Below are 16,744 nucleotides of genomic sequence, written 5' to 3'. Positions count from 1 at the left end.
GCTTCGTCAACACCTTTTTCAAGGCCGTTTCACCGAAGTGAAACGTTGTTGCCGATGCCGCTTCGTCGTTTGCCTCGAGAGGCTTTCGTCGTTGCGAGCCGCCTATTATGTCAGGCTTTTCGTTTCCGTCAACACCTTCTTTCGAAGCTTGTTGCCGTCGCTGCGGGTGGGTGTTCACCGGGGTGAAGACCGCGTCGCAGCGAGGGAGCGAATACTAAAGACTTCTGAAAATTCGTCAAGGCTTTTCTTCGATCTTTTTCATCGACGCGTCATCAATGCGTGCTGCTCATCTACAAGCGCGGCAGCACGCGCGTTGCGCGTGCTGCCGCAGGCTTGCTAACAATGCATGTCTTGTCGTCAGGGATGCATGTGATGTCTGCAGTAGCCAAGCGTTCGTTGTTGCGCGATATGTCGTTGCCTTCGTTGATGGCCGGCTTCATCACCGTGTTGGTGGGCTTTGCCAGTTCGGCAGTGATCGTGTTCCAGGCCGCACGCGCGATGGGCGCATCGCAGGCGCAGATCGCCTCGTGGATGTGGGCGCTTGGACTGGGCATGGGCATCACCTGTATCGGCCTGTCGCTGCGCTACCGCGTGCCGGTGGTGACGGCATGGTCGACGCCGGGCGCGGCCATGCTGGTGGTGGGTGCCGGTGCGGTGGGCTACAGCGATGCGATCGGTGCCTTCGTGCTGGCCGCAGTGCTGGGCATGATCGCCGGCTTCTCGGGGATCTTCGCCCGGCTGATGCAGCGGGTACCGATGGCGCTGGCTGCGGGCATGCTGGCCGGCGTACTGCTGCGCTTCGGGCTGGAGGTGTTTGTGTCGATGCAGACGCAGCTGGGCATGGCACTGGCGATGTTCGCCACCTGGTTGATCGGACGCCGGCTGTTCCCGCGCTATGCGGTGATCGCCACCCTGCTGGTGGGTATCGCCGTGGCTGCCGGCCAGGGGCTGCTGCATATGCAGGAGGTTCGCCTGCAGCTGGCCACGCCGGTGTTCACCTGGCCCACGCTGTCGTGGGCGGCAGTGATCGGCGTTGCCCTGCCCTTGTTCGTGGTGACCATGGCGTCGCAGAACATCCCGGGGGTGGCGGTGATCCGTGCCTCCGGCTACGACACACCGGTGTCCCCGGTGATTGGCTGGATCGGCGTGGCCAACACGCTGCTGGCCCCCTTCGGTGCGTTCGGACTCAACCTGGCGGCGATCACCGCCGCGATCTGCATGGGCCGCGAGGCGCACGAGGATCCCGCGCGCCGGTACACCGCCGCGGTGGCCGCCGGCGGCTTCTATATCGTGGTGGGCCTGTTCGGGGCGACGGTGGCGGCGGTGTTCGCGGCCTTCCCCAAGGAACTGGTGGCCTGCGTGGCCGGCATTGCCCTGTTCGGCACGATCGCCAACAGCCTGTCGATGGCGCTGCGGGAAGAAGCCGACCGCGAGGCGGCCCTGGTGACCTTCCTGGTTACCGCCTCGGGGCTGTCACTGGCCGGGATCGGTTCGGCCTTCTGGGGGCTGGTGGCCGGTGGCATCTGCCTGCTGGTGCTGCGACCCGCGCGCGCCTGAGCCGGCTCAGGGATCCAACAGGAAGGACAACGCACCGATCACCACGATGTAAATGGCCATGCCGACCAGTACCGCCGACCAGCGGGTACCGCCCAGGCCAGCCAGTGCGGCGTGCTGCGCGGGCGCGTCACCGGGATGGCGTGCCTCGGCCAGCGCGATCATCCGCTGGGTATGCCGCAGATACAGGTGATTGCCCACCGAACCGGCCGCGACGCTGGCCCCCAGGGTGATCACCAGCGATACGCTGTCGCTGACATCGATCAGGGTTTCCAGGATGGACAGGACGGTGAGCGCGCCGATCCACATGGCCGCCACCGCATACATGCGGCGGTACAGCATCCAGAACGCGCCAAACAGGAAGGCGGGCCAGTTCCAGGCGGTGGTGCTGGCCGCCGTGCCGTCGGCTGTGAGGTCCAGGCGCCACTTGCGGCGATACACCGGGAAGTTGGCGCCGACGAAGGCGGCATACGCCTGTTGGCCCGCCGCCAGGGGTTCCTGCACAGGCAGGGCGGTGGGATCGAAGGCCGATGCCGGCGCAGCGTAGGGATCCTGCGGCCGCTCGACCGGCGTCGGCGCGGGCACCGCCAGATCGGCCACGCCATGCAGGGGCTGCCACTGGGCCATGCCCTGGCGCCAGACCAGCGTGTCGGCGGTGATCTGGCCCTGCGCCAGCAGCTGCTGCAGCTGCGCGGCGGGCACCGGTCCCTGACGCTGCTGCTGGTGATCGGCGTAGTACCACGGGGTATCGGACATGACTCGTTCCTTGAGGGAAAGGCACCGGTTCGCCCGTCCGGGCGTCCGGCTGACGGATTACAGGGGGAGTACGCGGAAGGTCTGGGTGAGCGTGTGGCTGGCGCCGGCAGGCAGCGTGATCACGTCCGGGCCGGCGTTGGCCGCCTCCAGGCAGACGTAGTTGCGCCAGCCCGCGCCGACGTCGGCCATGCCGGCCGCCCCCGCCTGGCCGGGGTTCCAGGCCACCAGCGAGCGGCTGCCTTGGGTGGTGATTTCGATGCGCCGCTTCAGGCCAGGATCCTTGAGTACGTAACGGCCGGCGGCGCCGGTATAGATGCGGTCGCTGCGGCCGGGATCGCGCGGGTCGCGCAGGTTCCAGTCGCCCTGCTGCACGCGCGGGGTGGCGTAGTTCTCGAACTTGTCCAGATAGGTGAGACCGTCCAGCCCCTGTACGTCCACGGCCGTGGCGTCGTCCACCCGGAAGTAATTGTGCAGGGCCTGGGTGAAGCTGACCGCCTGGCTGCCGGTGTTCTCGGTGATCAGGCGCTGCTCAAGCGTGCGGCCGATTCGCAGCTGCATGGTCAGGCGCAGGGCCAGGTTGTCCAGCGGCGGCGGAGCCAGGGTGAGCAGCACAGTGCCGTCGGCCTCGCGGCGCGCCTCCTTCAGTGTCCATGCCACGTTGCGCACGAACCCATGCGAGGGCACGTAGGTGCCCTGCCCCTGTCGCCCGAAGTACGGCCAGCACACCGGGCTGCCGCCGCGGATCGGGGTGGGCAGCGCCTGCGCGCTGGGTGACAGCCACAGGAGGTCCTGGCCGCCCTTGGGGACATAGGACAACAGCTGCCCGCCGAACACCGCGATGGCCGCGCTGGCAAACGGGGTGTCCACCTTCCAGGCAGGGAAGCCCTGCACGGTGCCCAGGCTCAGGCCCTCGACCTTGGGCAGGGCGGCGCTGGGGCCGGCCGGGGACTGCACCAGGCGGGCGTGGTTGGGCGGCAGGGTGAACACGGTGGATGCGGGCATGGCAGTCGGGGAGATGAAGGTGGGAGGCGCACTGCGCAAGGCAGTGAGGATGCGTTGGCCGGCGCGGCCGTCGGCGGTGGGCCAGCCGAGGCGCTGCTGCTCGACCTGGATGGCGCGGCGGGTGGCGGTGCCCACCATGCCGTCGGCGGCACCGATGTCGTGGCCGCGGGCCAGCAACAGGCTCTGCAGTTCGCGACGCTCGCGGCGGCCGATGCCGGGGTCGTCGGTGGGCCACGCCGCCACGGTGCCCGAACCGCCGCGCAGGCGGTCGGCCAGGGTGGCGATGGCCAGTGCATAGCTTTCAGCGGCGTTGTAGGCGTAGATCGCGTCGTAGTTGCGGAACACCAGCCAGGCCGGTCCTTTGGCGCCGGTGGGCAGCAGCAGCGCGGCGTTGCTGTCGTCGGGCAGGCCAGCCGGGGACAGCACACCGCCGCCGACCGGGGCGATGCCCAGTGCGCGCCAGCTGGCCAGCGGCTTGCGCTGGGTGCGCCCGGCCAGCGCCGGGTTGAACCCGGCGGGAAGGCGGACTTCGATGCCCCACGGCTGGCCGGTGCGCCAGCCGGCCTTGGCCAGGTAGTTGGCGGTGGAGGCCAGGGCATCGGGAATGCTGGCCACCAGATCACGCCGACCATCGCCGTCCCCGTCCACGGCGATACGCGCGTAGGTGGACGGCATGAACTGGGTGTGGCCGAAGGCGCCGGCCCAGGAGCCGGTGAGGCCTTCAGCCTGCAGGTCGCCGGCGTCGAGCAGCTTGAGCAGGGCGAGCAGTTCGCCGCGGAAGAACGGCTGGCGGCGACCATTGCATGACAGCGTGGCCAGCGACTGCAGCAGTGGGCGCTTGCCGAACACGCGGCCGTAATCGCTCTCCACGCCCCACACTGCCACGATGGTGGCCGGGTCGACGCCGTACTGGGTGGACACCCGGTTCAACAGGTCGCGGTGTTCGAGCAGACGCGCGCGTCCGTCGTCGACGCGCTGGCTGTCCACCAGCGCGGCCAGGTAGTCCCACAGCGGCGTGGTGAATTCCGGTTGCGCGTCGAGCAGCGGCAGCACGCTCAGGTCGGGGGTCAGGCCGGTAGTGAAGCGCGCAAAACCCGCCGCGCTGATGCCCTGCTTGGTCGCCTGCGGCTGCAGGGTGGCCAGGCAGCGGTCGAAATCGTCCTGCGGTGCGGCCGCGACCGAAGCACTGGCCAGGCACAGCGCGCCGAGCAGCCAGCGGAGGGAAGACCTCATTGGCGGGAATCCTTGCAGCCAAGTGAAGCAACATCATAGCGGCACGCTGCGGTGTGCCGGCGGGGAACGGTCGTTTCAGGCAGCCTGCAGCAGGCGCAGACCGAACGCCGGCGCGCTGGCGGTCCAGCCGGCACACACGCGCAACCCGGCCCGGGCGGCCAGTGCCGCGAACGAGGCCTCGGTGTACTTGTGGCTGTATTCCACGGTCATCGCTTCGCCTTCGGCGAAATCGAACGTGCGGCCGGCCACCTCAACCCGCTGCGCACGGGTACTGACCAGATCGGTTTCGATGCGCAGCCGTTCCACGCTGTAACGCGCGCGATGCTGGAAGCCGTCGAGATCGAAGGTGCTGCCGATCTCGCGGTTGAGCCGGGCGAGCAGGTTCATGGTGAAGGCGGCCGTGACACCGGCGGCGTCGTTGTAGGCCGCTTCGATCAACGCGGGGTCCTTGTGCAGGTCGATGCCGATCAGGGCCAGCCCCTGCGTGCCCATGGTCTGGCGCATCGCCTGCAGCAGCGCGACCGCGTCGGGTTCGGCGAAGTTGCCCAGCGTGGACCCCGGGAAGAACAGCAGCCGGCGTGCGGGTTCGCGCTGCGGCTCGGGCAGCTGCACCGGGCGGGTGAAGTCGGCGCAGACCGGCAGCATTTCGATGTCCGGCAGGGCCACGGCCAGCCGCGCGATGCTGGCCAGCAGGGCGGCGCGCGAGATTTCGATGGGCGTGTAGGCCACCGGGTCGGCGAGCGCGTGCAGCAGCAATTCGGTCTTGCGGCCGCTGCCGCTGCCCAGTTCGACCACGTGCAGGCGCGGGCCGACCACGCCGGCGATGTCGGCGGCGCAGTCCTGCAGCAGCTGCAGTTCGGTGCGCGTGGGGTAGTACTCGGGCTGGCGGGTGATCTGCTCGAACAGCGCCGAGCCGCGGGCGTCGTAGAAGTACTTGGAGGGCAGCTGCCGGGGCCGGGTGGACAGGCCCTGCAGGATGTCGGCGGTGATCCGGGCGCGATCGGGCTGCAGGTCGGTGAGCGCCTCGAGCGCGTCGGTGACGGTGCTCATGCCGGGTCCCGCGCCAGGCGCACGCCGGAGAACTGCCAGCGCGCCGAGGGCGCGAAGAAGTTGCGGTAGCTGGCGCGTACGTGCGCGTCGGGGGTGGCGCAGCTGCCGCCACGCAGGATCCATTGGCCGTTCATGAATTTACCGTTGTACTCGCCGAGGTTGCCGGCGAAGGGGCGAAAGCCCGGATAGGCACCGTAGGCGCTGCTGGTCCATTCCCAGACATCGCCGAACAGCTGCAGGAGGGCGTGGTCGCCTGCCGGGGCGCCGCGCGGGTGGAGGTGGTCGGCGTCGGCGAAGTGGCCGTGGGACGGGACGCCGGCGGCGGCCGCTTCCCATTCGAACTCGGTGGGCAGCCGCGCGCCCTGCCAGCGGGCGTAGGCGTCGGCTTCGAAATAGCTGAGGTGGCAGACCGGTGCATGCGGGTCCAGCGGGCGCCAGCCGCCCAGGGTGAACTCGCGCTCCAGCGCGTCATCCCAGTACAGCGGGTGCTGCCAGCCTTCGGCCTGGCACAGCGCCCAGCCCTCGCTCATCCACAGGCCCACCTCGGCATAGCCGCCGGCCGCGATGAACTGCCGGTACTCGGCATTGCTGACCGGGCGGTTGGCCAGGGCATGGGCCGGGACCAGAACGCGATGCACGGGCGATTCGTTGTCATAGGCGAACGCGGCATGGGCGGGCCAGGCGGGCGCACCGATCTCGACGATCTGCTCGGGGCTGTCCTGCCAACGCAGCGGCGTGGCGGTGGCCTGCGCGTGGGCGAGGTCGTCGCGGTACGCCGGCTGCAACGGGTTGCACCACAGCGCGTGCTTGATGTCGGTGAGCAGCAGCTCCTGGTGCTGCTGCTCGTGATGCAGGCCCAGCAGCAGCTGGTGGCAGGCCTGCGGCGCGAGCGCGTCGGCCTGCAGCAGGGCGATCACCTGCGCATCGACCCGGGCACGGTAGTGCAGCACCTGCTCCAGCGAGGGACGCGAGAGCAACCCGCGCTGCGGACGCGCGTGCGCCGGACCGATGCTCTGGTAGTAGCTGTTGAACAGATAATGCCACTCGGCATTGAACGGGACGTGGCCGGGCTGGCTGGCCAGCACGAAGCGTTCGAAAAACCAGGTGGTATGGGCCAGGTGCCATTTGCTGGGGCTGGCGTCGGGCATGCTCTGCACCATCGCATCCTCGGCGCTCAGCGGTGCCGCCAGCGCAACGCTGCGCGCGCGGATGCCGGCGTAACGCGCCGCAAGTGCAGCGGCAGGGGATGTGGCGGCGGGCGGTGGCGAGGCGACGGCGGTGTTCATCGCGGTCAGGATCGACCAGCGCTGGTGAGCGGGACGTCATGGGAAGGCTCACGTGGCGTGACACGCTCAAGTTGAATACGCAGCGGCCGCTACCGGGAAGACCATTGCCTGCGTGGCCCGGTTTGCACCTGCAGCCCTGGCGCGCCGGCCTGCTTTCGTGGAACCGTTCTTGCCCAGTCACCCGCTACGCCAGCCCGGCCATTACCTGTTCCTGTTGCCTGCCCTGCTGGTAGGCGTCGGGGTGTGGTCGGCCACGCCGGCCGACGAGGTGGGCAGTGCGATGCACCGCATCCTGCCGCTGGTGCTGACCTGCCTGGGCACCGGCCTGGGCCTGGTCTACAACCGCGTGCGTGCGGTGTGCCTGCTGCTGGCGATCGCGCTGGCCTTTGCCGTGCTGCACGGGCTGGTGGGCAGCTTCCTCAATACCGGCGCGGTCGGTGCGCTGACGCCGCTGGTGTTCCATGCGGTGTCGCTGTGGCTGCCGCTGCTGTTTGCGTTGCACGGGCTGTGGCCCGAGCGCGGCAGGATGCGCCAGGACCTGCTGCTGCGCGGCATCGTCAGTGGCGTGGCCGTGGGCGTCTTCGCGCTGCTGGCGGCGCAGGGCCCGCAGGGCATGCACGACCTGCTGTCGAACCATCACTGGCCCTGGTTGCCGACCGGCTGGAGCCGCCTGGCCCAGGTGCCGACGGTCGCCTTCGTGGTGGCCCTGCTTGGGTTGGCGGTGCAGGCGCTGCGTCAACCACGCCCGCTGCATACGGCGATGCTGGTGGCCCTGCTGGTGGTCTGGGCGATGCTGCCGCGGGTGTTCCTGTCGCCCGCCCTGCTACCGGCGTTGGCCAGCACGGCCTTGCTGCTGCTGGTGTCGGCGATGCTGCAGGAGTCCTTCCACATGGCCTATCGCGATGAACTCACCGGCCTGCCCGGGCGGCGGGCGCTGAACGAGTGCCTGCAGCGGGTGGGCGCCACCTACACGATCGCGATGGTGGACGTGGACCACTTCAAGCGCTTCAACGATACCCATGGCCACGACAACGGCGATGACGTGCTGAAGCTGGTGGCCGCGCGACTGGCCGGCGTGGGCGGTGGCGGGCGGGCGTTCCGCTACGGTGGCGAAGAGTTCGCGCTGGTGTTCCTGGACCGCCCTGCCCCGGCGTGCGTGGACGCGGTGGAAGCGGTCAGGGCCACTGTGGAAGGTACGCGCCTGCAGCTGCGCGACCGCGCCGCGCGGGTCCGCGACGATGCGGTCGGACGCTTGCAGCGCGGCCGCGGCGGCGCCGGCACGGTGGTGCAGGTGACGGTGAGCATCGGCATGGCCGACAGCCGGGTGGGCGACAGCCCGCAGGCGGTGCTGAAGGCGGCCGACCAGGCGCTGTACGCGGCCAAGGACGCGGGGCGCAACTGCGTACGCGCGCACGGGCAGCAACGGCCGGTGGCGGTGCGCAGCCGCGAGGCGGCTCAGGGCAGCGCGTCGAGGTAGAACCAGCGGCCGTCTTCGCGGACGAAGCGGCTGTGTTCCAACATTTTGACCGCACTGCCGCCGCCCACCTTGTAGCGGGCGGTGAACTTGACCTGGGCGTGGTCCGGGTCGGGGGTGGTGTGCGTGTGGATTGTGAGGCCCAGCCAGCGGGTGCGCTGGGCGTGCGCTTCGTCCAGCGACAGTTCTTCCGGGCGCGTGGACGGATGCCAGCTGGCCAGCAGGTAGTCCGGCAGCTGCTTTACGTAGGCGCTGTAGCGCGAACGCATCAGGGCTTCGGCATCGGGTGCGGCGGCGCCTGCGTGGTAGAGGCCGCAGCAGGCGGTGTAGGCCAGCGGGCGGCCGCAGGGACAGGGGTCGGGTGTGGTCATGGCGGTATTGTCGCGCGTTTGGGTGGGTGCGCCGTGGGGGTTGGGGCGGTGGATTCACCGTGGGTGCCGACCGTTGGTCGGTACGTGCGCGCGGCGGTGGACGGCAGCCGACCAACGGTCGGCTCTAGGTGGTGTCGGGGCGGTCGGTAAGGCAGCCGACCAACGGTCGGCTCTACCCGGTGTGGGGGGGCGGGCGTATGCTTGCGCGCCTTGTGTCGCGAAGTTGCTGCCGTGCTCGAGCTGGTTCCCCCTGAGCTGTTGTGGTTGGTGGCGATCGCCTTCATCGCCGGTCTGGTCGATGCCGCGGTCGGTGGCGGTGGGCTGGTGCAGTTGCCGGGTCTGTTCACGGTGCTGCCGCAGCACACGCCGGCGATGCTGTTTGGCACCAACAAGTTCAGTTCGATGTTCGGGACCGGTGCGGCCGCGTGGCGCTATGCGCGCAATGTGCGCTTCCCGTGGCGGCCGGTGCTGTTCGCGGCGGGCACGGCGTTCGTGTTTTCCTTCGCCGGGGCCACGGCGGTAAGCCTGTTGCCCAAGGACGCGGTGCGCCCGCTGGTGCTGGTGCTGCTGGTGGCGATGCTGGGCTACACGTTGTGGAAGAAGGACTTCGGCGCCCTGCACCGGCCGCGCGAGATCGGCCGCAAGGAGCTGGGCACGGCGCTGGCGATCGGGGCGGTGATCGGCTTCTACGACGGCTTCTTCGGCCCGGGCACCGGCAGTTTCCTGATCTTCCTGTTCGTCCGCTTCTTCGGGCTGGACTTCCTGCGCGCCTCGGCGGCGTCGAAGGTGGTGAACCTGGCCACCAACGTGGCGGCGATCTCGTTCTTCGTGCCGACCGGCAACATCCTGTGGCTGTTCGCCCTGCCGATGGCCGCAGCCAACATCATCGGCTCGGTGGTGGGCACGCGGCTGGCACTGCGTGGCGGCACGCCGTTCATCCGCAAGCTGTTCGTGGGCCTGGTGGTGGTGCTGATCGCGCGGATGGGGTGGGATACGTTCGGCGGGTGACGCGTGGCGTTGGGGGGTTCGCGTAGAGCGGGGCTCTGCCCCGCTGGTGTTGGTGCGGACGTGGTCCGGGAGCAGCCGACCAACGGTCGGCTCTACCAGGGGTGCGCGCAGCCGACCAACGGTCGGCTCTACCGGGGTGCGCTTAGGCGTCCTGCTGGCGGCTGCGTTCGGGCAGCTTCAGGCGCTTGGCCTCTTCGTCGTACTCGATCAGCAGTACGCCGGAGTCGTGGCGGCCGCTGATTTCGACGAAGCAGGCGCCGCCGATGAACGGCTCGAGCGTCATCACCGACTTCAACGGCGTGGCCACCACCATCTGGAAGCCGAAGTTCTCGAAGATGTTCATCGCCAGCGCGGTGAACTCGTTGTCGGCCTTGTCGAACGCTTCGTCCAGCACCACGGCGGCATAGCTGGGCAGCTGGCTTTCGGCGCCGCCCAGCTGGTAGCGCAGCGCCGCGGCCAGGCAGGTGGTGGCCAGCTTCTGCCGCTGGCCGCCGGACTTGCCGGCGCCACTGCGGTAGATCTCCACCTGCTGGCGGGTGGCCGCATCCAGCTCGACGCCGATGAACTCCACATGCAGGCGCACGTCGAGCACGTTCTCGCGCCAGCGCCGGTCCTCGCCTTCCTGCGAGCCCAGCCGCTTGACCAGCTCGCGCAACACGGCGAACTGCGCCTCGGCCACGTCGCGTTCTTCGGTCTGGTGGTGCGACAGCACTTCACGCAGCTGCTGGTGGAACTCCAGGACCTCCGGCAGACGCCGGTCGCTGAGCTCGATGGTGAGCAGGGTGCCGCGATTGAACGGTACCTGCTCCAGCGAGGCGTTGACCTCGTCCAGGCGCTGGCCGATCGACTTGCGGGCCTCGGCGCTGTGCCGCTGCAGGGCCAGCAGGTTGTTCTTGCTCTGGTTCTGCAGCAGGTCGAAGAAGCGCTCTTCGTGCTGCGGCAGGCCATCGCGTTCCAGGCGCTGCAGGCGGGCCAGGAAATCGTCGGCCGAGGCGACCGACGCGGTGAAGTCGCCGGATTCCTCCGGCCATGCCTGGGCGAAGCGCCGGAAACAGGCCACCAGCTGCGTCTCGACACGGTGGACGTCGTGCTGTGAGGCGGCGAGGCTTTCGTTGATGCCCTTGCTGATCTCGCGCATGTGCGCTTCCAGCGTTTCCAGGCTCAGCCCACCCAGCGCGTCCAGGCGGCGCTGCAGCCCGGCTTCCTGGGTCGCCCCGAGTGCCGGCAGTACCAGGGCGCGGCTGCGCTGGCGCTGGGCGTCGAGCTTGTCGCGTTCGCGGGCGTGCTGGGCAAGTTCGACGCGGGTGTCTTCGTAGGTGCGGCGGGCCTGCGCGATGTCCGCGCGGGCCTGGTCGATCTGCTGGGCCAGGCGGGCCAGGTCGGCGTTGCCTTCCTTCAGCTCGTGCAGCGAAGCGGCAATGTCGTCCAGGCGCTGGGTCGCGGTTGCGACATCCACTTCCTCCCACACGAAGTTGACCAGCTGGTTGCAGGCCAGGCGACGGTCGTTGTCGCGGTCGCGCTGGCTGCGCAGCCGGACAACGTCTTCGTCGCACGCGGCGATGCGTTGCGCCAGTTCCTGCGCTTCCTTGCGGAACAGCGCCAGCTTTTCGGTGTTGCTGAAGCCCAGCAGCCAACGGCGACGGTCGCTGATGGAATTGCGGTCGTCCTTCTCGAAGCGGTCGCCGGGGTGCTTGACCTGGCCTTCGCGGGAGATGCCGCGATCGACATCGCGCAGCTGCTTGGCCTCCACGCACTCGTAGTCGTAGCGCTTGCCCAGCTCGCGGCGCAGCCACGGTTCGAACACGCTGTCGCGGAACTCCAGCTTGTGCAGCAACGAACGCGCGGAGGGTTCGCGGGCGATGGCATCGTCATTGCGGCGCACGCGGTAGTAGGTCAACCGCATGCCAAGGTGGGTGCGATTCACCCACGCGTTGACCTCGTTGTAGTGCTTGTCTTCCACCAGCAGCGACTGCGCGAAACCAAACAGCACGCGCTCGATCGCGCCCTGCCACGCGCCCTGCTCCTGGCGGACCTGGATCAGTTCGCCCACGAACGGCAGCGCCGCTTCGGGCACGCCGGTTTCTTCGGCCAAGCGGCTGCGCAGTTTCTGCAGCGGCGCGGGAATGCTCGACGGGTTGCGCTCCATCGCCTCCAGTTCGGCGCGGACATCGCCGAAACGGCGCGTATCGTCCTGCTTGCCGGCCAGGCGTTCGGTGATGGCATCGTCCAGCGCGGCCGCGGCCTGCTGGCGATTGTCCAGCTCGCCCTGGGCGCGGGCGATCAGCTGGGCGAAGCCGTGCGCATCATCGGGCACCGTCTCCTGCAGCTTCTCTGCCGCCTGCCGGGCCTGGTCATGCTTGGCCTGGCGGCGGTCGCGCTCGGCCTGGGCACGGCCTTGCTCGCGTTCCAGTTCTTCGATGCGCTCGCCGCCCTGCTGGCGCCGCTGCAGCTCCAGCCCGGCCAGGTGTTCTTCGTGGTTGCCCAGCGTCTGGCGGCGCTGGGTTTCTTCGCCCAGCAGCCCGCGGTGGCGCACGTCGATGTCGTGCAGGCGCTTTTCCAGCAGCTGCTGCAGGCGCGATTCGCGGAAGCTGTCCAGCCCGAGCTTCAGGGTTTCCTCATCGGCGCGCTGCAGGTTCATCGCCTTCAGCTCGGCGTGCAGCGCACGCGCGGGCAGCAGGGTTTCCACCTGGCGGCGGGCGGTAACCACCGACTTATGGGCGCCATCGAGTTCGGCGAAGTCGCTGACCAGCCGTTCGGAGGCGTCGAACGTCTTGGGCGTGTCCAGCATGAAGTCGCGCAGGAAGACGTTGAGGTCGCCCAGGTTCTTGGCCGACTGCGTCTTGTGCAGCAGGCGCAGCGCCATTTCATTGTCGATGCCCAGCAGGTGCCGGAAGCGCTCGGCGTAGCCGACGAAGCTGTCGAAGTGATGCACGTCGCCCAGGCGCTGCTTGAGCTTGCGCAGGTCCAGGTCGAAGCCGCCCAGGTCCTTGGCGATGTCGAACGGCCGCTCGGCGATCAGGTAGTGCTTGCGCACGTCAGCGGCGGCCGCGCCGTTGCCGGCGATCCAGAACAGGCGCACCAGGCTGACCACGCGGCCATCGCCGGCCCGGTACTCCAGCACCAGCGCGGTCCAGGTGGCACCCTTGCGCAGGTACTGGGTGGCGATTTCACCGGTGCCCCGGTCCTGCTGGTCGGCCCACGCGCCGCGCACGTAGGACACCAGGTTGCGGTCGCGGCCACTGCGTTCGGCTTCGCGCGCGGCGGCGTTGAAGTCGACGATCGACGGCGGTACCAGCATGGCCGACATGGCATCGAGCAGGGTCGACTTGCCCGAGCCCGAGCGGCCCACGAACAGGAAGCCGCGCTCTGCGATCGGCACTTCGGTCAGGCCGTTGAAGGTGCCCCAGTTGTGCACCTGCAGGCGGCGCATACGGAACTGCTGCAGCCGCGGATCGGGCAGCCCGTCGTTGAACAGGGCGGGGGTGTGCTTGGAAATGGCCATGCGTTATCGGTGGTCCGTTCAGGCTTTTGCTGCGGGGGTGTCGCGCAACTGGCGGTACACGTTGGACAGCGCGGAGACGTCTTCGGCGGAGAACAGCAGCTTCAATGCCGGCGACACTTCGTGGCGGTCGTCCTGGCCGGCAAGGCGGGTCAGGATGTGGTTTTCCTTCATCTTCTGCACCGCCGCGGCCACGCGACGATTGAAGCCGGCGCGGTCGGTGGAGAGATTCTTTTCGTAGATGGCCAGGGCCTCGGCCATCTCGGTGTCGGCCACCACCGCGCGGTTGCCGCGCGCATCGGCCTCGGCCAGCTGCTGGCGCAGGTACAGCAGCAGCACCGAGTCGATGAAGGTCAACGGCGAGCTGCGCAGAAGCACCGGCGCGTCGATGTCTTCGGTGTCGGCCTGGCGGGTGAAGGCCACGCCGCTGTCGCGGTCCAGCACCAGTTCCAGGAACAGGTCGGCCAGCGCCGAGCGGATGGCCGCCTCGCTGCGGATCAGGGCCGGCCACAGCTTGGCGTGGCGCAGCTGGTCGATGCTGGGGCCGATCAGCAGCTGGCACAGCGCGCGGCGCCCATCCAGCGGCAGCCGCCCGGTGTCACCCAGGTAGAACACGTCATTGCTCCGCCGCGGCAGCGGCGTTACCACCACCGGTTCGGCGTCGTGATCGTCTGCGGCGCCATCGGTGGGCGCGACGTCATGGGAATCTTCATGCCAGTTCATGGCGTTTCTCCTGGGTGAACCAAACCAGCGGGATGCGGGCGCGTCGCCACTGTCCATCGCCGCCACGCCAATGGGCGGTTTCCTGTTCGCCGTCCACCACGGTGCCGTGGCGGGTGCCCAGCGACAGGTAGCCGATCACGCTGCCCAACCCCTGCGGCGCTTCGCGCTGCGACAGGGCCTGGGCGATGCTCAGTTTCGGTTGCGCGCCCAGCAGTTCGTGCAGGTCGCGGCGCAGGGTGCGGAAGTCGATTTCCGACGACGCCACCAGGTCGCCGACGCTTTCCAGGCTGATGCTGGCCGCGTCGTTGCGCTGCACGCTGCCGTCCACCTGCGCGCTGCGCGGGTCGTGCAGCTTCCACTGCGACCACGAGCGCAGGCGGCTGGTGGTGAGCTGCAGATCGCGGCCGATCGGGCGCTGGGCGGAGAATTCGTCGCGCAGCGCCAGCGCTTCGGACTGGGCCTGCTTGAGCAGCTGGTTGAGCCGGCGCTGTTCCAGGTAGCCACGGCTCTGCACGAACCCGCGCAGGCTGCGCGCGAAGTGCTGCAGCACGTCGTGGACCTGGCCGCCGCGGTCGAGCATGGTGCCGGTGAAGCCGCGCAGGAAGGCGCGCTCGTTGCGGTCCAGCTTGCGCGCGAAGCCACGTGCCAGCACGGCCTCCAGCGCGGCGTCGAGCTGGGCGCTCTGCTCGGCATCATTGAGCAGGCGCCAGAACGCCTGGAAGCTGCGCCCAGCATCGCTGTCGCCGATCACATCCACGCCCTCGAACAACCGGGAGAGCACGTCGCCGCGCTCGCTTTCGTCGTCGATGATGCGTTCGCGGAATTCACGGTTGAGGCGCTCGAAGTCGTCGCGCACGCGGCGGAAGTCTTCGGTGAGGTCGTCGGCCAGGCCGATGATCTGGCGCGCACGTTCCAGCGCACGCTTGCCATCCAGCGCCACCACCCGGCCCTCGCCCACCCGCGCGATCTCGGCATCGATGCGGTCGCGTTCGTCGCGCAGTGCCGACAGCCGCGCATCCGGGTTGGATTCGGTCTGCGCAGCCAGCTGCGAGAGCTGCTCGATCACCAGCGCCAGGCGGCTTTCGGTAGCGGCCACGCGACTCTGCTCCAGGCTGTCGGCGAACCGGATGGCCTGCAGCGCCTGGGTGGACAGCTCGTACTGCTCCTGGTCGGCGCCGTCGGGCAGGCGCCGCTCCAGCCAGCCCTGGGCCAGCCAGTGGGCGATGTAGGCCTGGGCGGTGCGCGGCAGCTCACGCGAGAGTTCCTCGCCGTTGAGCTGGTCCAGCGCGCGCTGCAGGCGTTCATGCAGGGCGGCAGCCGGCAGCGTGCGCTCGCCATCCATCAGCAGGCTCTGCAGCAGGCCGATGATTTCCGGAGCGTTGGCCGCGGCCAGCAGCTTCCACTGGGGCTGTTCGCGCAGGGTGCGGTAACGGGTGATGCGTTCGCGGTGCTTCATGCAGCCAGGACATCCGGAAGAACACCGCGCGGCCGGACGCCGCGCAGCAGGAAGGGAACCGGCCCGGCACGATGGTGCCGGGCGCGCGGCAGGTTCAGCGCTTGCCGCCCACTTCGATGAAGCGCAGGAACTCGGCGCGGGTGCGGGCGTCCTCGCGGAAGCTACCCAGCATCTTGGAGGTGACCATGCTGACGCCGCGCTTGTGGATGCCGCGGGTGGTCATGCACTCGTGCGCACCTTCCACCACCACGCCCACGCCCACCGGCTGCAGCACGTCCTGGATGCACTGGGCGATCTGCGCGGTCATCTTTTCCTGCACCTGGAAGCGGCGTGCGTAGGCTTCGACCACGCGGGCCAGCTTGCTGATGCCCACCACCTTGCCGGCCGGCAGGTAGCCCACGTGCACGCGGCCGATGATCGGGGCCATGTGGTGCTCGCAGTGGCTTTCGTACTCGATGTCGCGCAGCACGATCAGTTCGTCGTAGCCGGCCACTTCCTCGAAGGTGCGCTCCATGTAGGCGCGCGGGTCGTCGCGGTAGCCGCTGAACCAGTCGCCGTAGGCTTCGGCCACGCGCCGCGGGGTATCCAGCAGGCCTTCGCGGGTGGGGTCTTCACCGGCCCAGCGCAGCAGGGTGCGCACGGCCGATTCGGCATCGGCCTGGGTGACCGGGGTGGCGTCGTTGTCTTTCTTGCTCATTACATACAGCACCCGAAGGGGGGCGAGCATCGTACCCGACAGAGCCCTCGGGCGTCCCACGCCACCGGCCCGGTACGCGCCCCGGCGGGCCCGGCGTTGGGCCGCGGTTGGGCTGGGGGGTATTGATAGGATGGAAATTAGTAGTATCCTATCGATCTGCCATGAAACGTACCCTCGACGAACGTACCCAGCTGCAGATGCAGCTCAGCTCCGGCCTGCTTTACGCAGGGCGGCAGTGGCAGCGCCTGGCCGACCAGGCCTTGGGCAGCTACGGCATTTCCGCGGCGTGCACCATGCCGCTGCTGATGATCGGGCGCGCCGGCGGGGGTATCCGCCAGGTGACCCTGGCCCAGCAGCTGGGCATGGAAGGTCCGTCCCTGGTGCGCCTGCTGGACAAGCTCTCGGCCAGCGACCTGGTCCGCCGCGAGTGCGATGCCAGCGACCGCCGCGCCAACCTGCTGTGGCTCACCGACAAGGGCGAGGCCCTGGTGAGCCAGCTGGAGACCCAGCTGATCGGGCTGCGCCAGGACGTGTTCGGTGAGCTGTCCGTGGACGAACTGCGCACCGTGCTGAAGCTCTGGCAGCTGCTGGCCGATGCGGCCGACCGCGTGACGTAAGCGTTGCCCCGTTGTACC

13 protein-coding genes are annotated in these 16,744 nt (G+C 69.0%); 4 read left to right on the top strand and 9 right to left on the bottom strand.

What is annotated here, in order from left to right:
* The first annotated feature begins 372 nt into the window (after positions 1-372).
* Entirely contained in the window at positions 373-1,557 is a 1,185-nt protein-coding gene (locus DX03_RS20265; protein WP_038692739.1) for a benzoate/H(+) symporter BenE family transporter, read from the top strand.
* Between the two features lie 6 nt (positions 1,558-1,563).
* Here the strand turns inward: DX03_RS20265 and DX03_RS21335 are convergent, their stop codons facing one another.
* The 4 genes from DX03_RS21335 to egtB all read right to left on the bottom strand — a co-directional run bounded on the left by DX03_RS21335 (position 1,564) and on the right by egtB (position 6,881).
* Positions 1,564-2,310 (bottom strand): GYF domain-containing protein, encoded by a 747-nt coding sequence (locus tag DX03_RS21335; protein ID WP_038691631.1) that lies wholly within the window; start codon positions 2,308-2,310, stop codon positions 1,564-1,566.
* A 57-nt stretch (positions 2,311-2,367) separates the two neighbouring features.
* Positions 2,368-4,545, bottom strand: a complete 2,178-nt coding sequence (locus DX03_RS20255) for a lytic murein transglycosylase (RefSeq protein ID WP_038691629.1) — start codon at positions 4,543-4,545, stop codon at positions 2,368-2,370.
* A gap of 75 nt (positions 4,546-4,620) precedes the next feature.
* Positions 4,621-5,595, bottom strand: a complete 975-nt coding sequence (egtD, locus tag DX03_RS20250) for an L-histidine N(alpha)-methyltransferase (protein ID WP_038691627.1) — start codon at positions 5,593-5,595, stop codon at positions 4,621-4,623.
* Positions 5,592-6,881 (bottom strand): ergothioneine biosynthesis protein EgtB, encoded by a 1,290-nt coding sequence (gene egtB, locus DX03_RS20245; RefSeq protein WP_038691626.1) that lies wholly within the window; start codon positions 6,879-6,881, stop codon positions 5,592-5,594. Before egtB ends, egtD begins: the two co-directional genes overlap by 4 nt.
* A 169-nt stretch (positions 6,882-7,050) precedes the next feature.
* Here egtB and DX03_RS20240 point away from each other — a divergent pair, with 169 nt between their 5' ends.
* Positions 7,051-8,358, top strand: coding sequence for a GGDEF domain-containing protein (locus DX03_RS20240; RefSeq protein ID WP_051599026.1), 1,308 nt, complete (start codon positions 7,051-7,053; stop codon positions 8,356-8,358).
* Here DX03_RS20240 and DX03_RS20235 read toward each other — a convergent pair.
* A complete protein-coding gene (locus tag DX03_RS20235; protein WP_038691624.1) occupies positions 8,337-8,726 on the bottom strand; it encodes a YchJ family metal-binding protein in 390 nt (129 codons plus the stop codon). The genes DX03_RS20240 and DX03_RS20235 overlap by 22 nt on opposite strands.
* A gap of 231 nt (positions 8,727-8,957) precedes the next feature.
* On the opposite strand from DX03_RS20235, the gene DX03_RS20230 reads away from it, so the two are divergent.
* Positions 8,958-9,734 (top strand): sulfite exporter TauE/SafE family protein, encoded by a 777-nt coding sequence (locus tag DX03_RS20230; protein ID WP_038691622.1) that lies wholly within the window; start codon positions 8,958-8,960, stop codon positions 9,732-9,734.
* Between the two features lie 142 nt (positions 9,735-9,876).
* Here the strand turns inward: DX03_RS20230 and DX03_RS20225 are convergent, their stop codons facing one another.
* The 4 genes from DX03_RS20225 to folE all read right to left on the bottom strand — a co-directional run bounded on the left by DX03_RS20225 (position 9,877) and on the right by folE (position 16,109).
* Complete coding sequence (locus tag DX03_RS20225; protein WP_038691620.1) at positions 9,877-13,236, bottom strand: ATP-binding protein; 3,360 nt, start codon at positions 13,234-13,236, stop codon at positions 9,877-9,879.
* 18 nt (positions 13,237-13,254) lie between these two features.
* A complete protein-coding gene (locus DX03_RS20220; RefSeq protein WP_038691618.1) occupies positions 13,255-13,956 on the bottom strand; it encodes a DUF4194 domain-containing protein in 702 nt (233 codons plus the stop codon).
* The gene (locus DX03_RS20215; protein ID WP_038691616.1) at positions 13,943-15,412 is read right to left on the bottom strand and encodes a DUF3375 domain-containing protein; all 1,470 of its coding nucleotides are present in this window, start codon (positions 15,410-15,412) and stop codon (positions 13,943-13,945) included. The genes DX03_RS20220 and DX03_RS20215 overlap by 14 nt, the downstream gene beginning before the upstream one ends.
* Before the next feature lie 94 nt (positions 15,413-15,506).
* Positions 15,507-16,109 (bottom strand): GTP cyclohydrolase I FolE, encoded by a 603-nt coding sequence (gene folE / locus DX03_RS20210; RefSeq protein ID WP_038691614.1) that lies wholly within the window; start codon positions 16,107-16,109, stop codon positions 15,507-15,509.
* Positions 16,110-16,270: 161 nt separating this feature from the next.
* Between folE and DX03_RS20205 the strand changes: the two genes are divergently transcribed.
* A complete protein-coding gene (locus tag DX03_RS20205) occupies positions 16,271-16,726 on the top strand; it encodes a MarR family winged helix-turn-helix transcriptional regulator (RefSeq protein ID WP_038691612.1) in 456 nt (151 codons plus the stop codon).
* Positions 16,727-16,744 lie beyond the last annotated feature (18 nt).

This window comes from Stenotrophomonas rhizophila (genome assembly GCF_000661955.1).
Classification (GTDB): domain Bacteria; phylum Pseudomonadota; class Gammaproteobacteria; order Xanthomonadales; family Xanthomonadaceae; genus Stenotrophomonas; species Stenotrophomonas rhizophila.
The sequence above is the reverse complement of the archived record's forward strand: the minus strand, read 5'-3'. Positions and strand labels throughout refer to the sequence as shown.